The sequence below is a fragment of the Treponema endosymbiont of Eucomonympha sp. genome (assembly GCF_001028545.1).
Genome location: NZ_BBPW01000219.1, coordinates 1 through 1,015 on the forward strand (window position 1 = coordinate 1; position 1,015 = coordinate 1,015).

Here is a 1,015-nt window from a genome sequence, read left to right on the forward strand (position 1 = left end):
CAGGTGCCGCCGGATCTGGAGGCGGGCGCGTACACGCTGCGGGTGGTCACGCGATATATGCACGGCAAACAACTGCTCAGGGATACGCGCGTCATAGACTACCGGAAAACGCTGACGGTAACGTGAAACGCGCCCGCCCGCATCACCGACGGTTATGCGGGCGGAGTACAGGCAGTTATGCGCCCGTATAACAGGCAGTTATGCGGGCGGGGCACAGGCAGAGCCGCGGGCGGGGCATAAGTGGAGCCGCGGGCGGGGTACAGGCACGCAAATAAGGCGGCTGCCGAACCCACAAAAACAGGGCGGGAGCAGAGAGCGGGGGGGAATTGCCGCCCGATATTGCCGTGTTCTGACACTGCCGTATATAATGGTTTCTATTTGGAGTCGCCCTCAAGGTGCACGGCGACGACGGGCACCTGCACCCAGTCGAGCGACAGCGCCTGCGCCGCGCCGCAGACGGCAAGGTACGGCGCGCGGCAGCGGTACACCGGGAACGTATGGCGGAGCTTAAAACACGTCGGCAGGCACACGGCGGCGACGTCCGCCGAGTCGAGGTACGCGCCGATGCCTTCGACCGCCCGCTCGAATGCCCGGCGAAACGCCGGCGTGCCCTGCAGCCCCTCCCAGTACCCGTCGATTATGTCCCCGACGTTCTCAAACGCGCTCTTCCGCACCGAATAGCCGTTGAGCCGCTCCGCAAACTCCTCGCTCGAAAAGTCTATTCCCCGCCCCGCGATATATTCGCGGTCAAGCCGCGCTTCGCCCGGCTCAAGCGGCAGAGCCTCGGCGGCGGCGTACAGCTCGTACTGCCTGCAGTAGTCGCGGTGCTCAAGGGTTATCTCGCTTTCGTATGTTGCCAGCATCCTAAAATACATTTCCGGTTCCATGCCGAACGGCTTCGGCTCCCGTTCATCCCGATAAAGCCAGTAGTACGCCGTATAGCCGACATAGTCGGCGGGCTTCAGCCCCCTGTCCAGAACCGCCTTGACCAGCGGGTAGTCGGCGGGGTTCGGGG

1 protein-coding gene is annotated in these 1,015 nt (G+C 63.8%); it reads right to left on the bottom strand.

The window, feature by feature from the left end:
* Positions 1-374: 374 nt before the first annotated feature.
* On the bottom strand, positions 375-1,015 hold a 641-nt coding region (locus AWU74_RS11785), incomplete at its 5' end, for a hypothetical protein (RefSeq protein WP_187150894.1).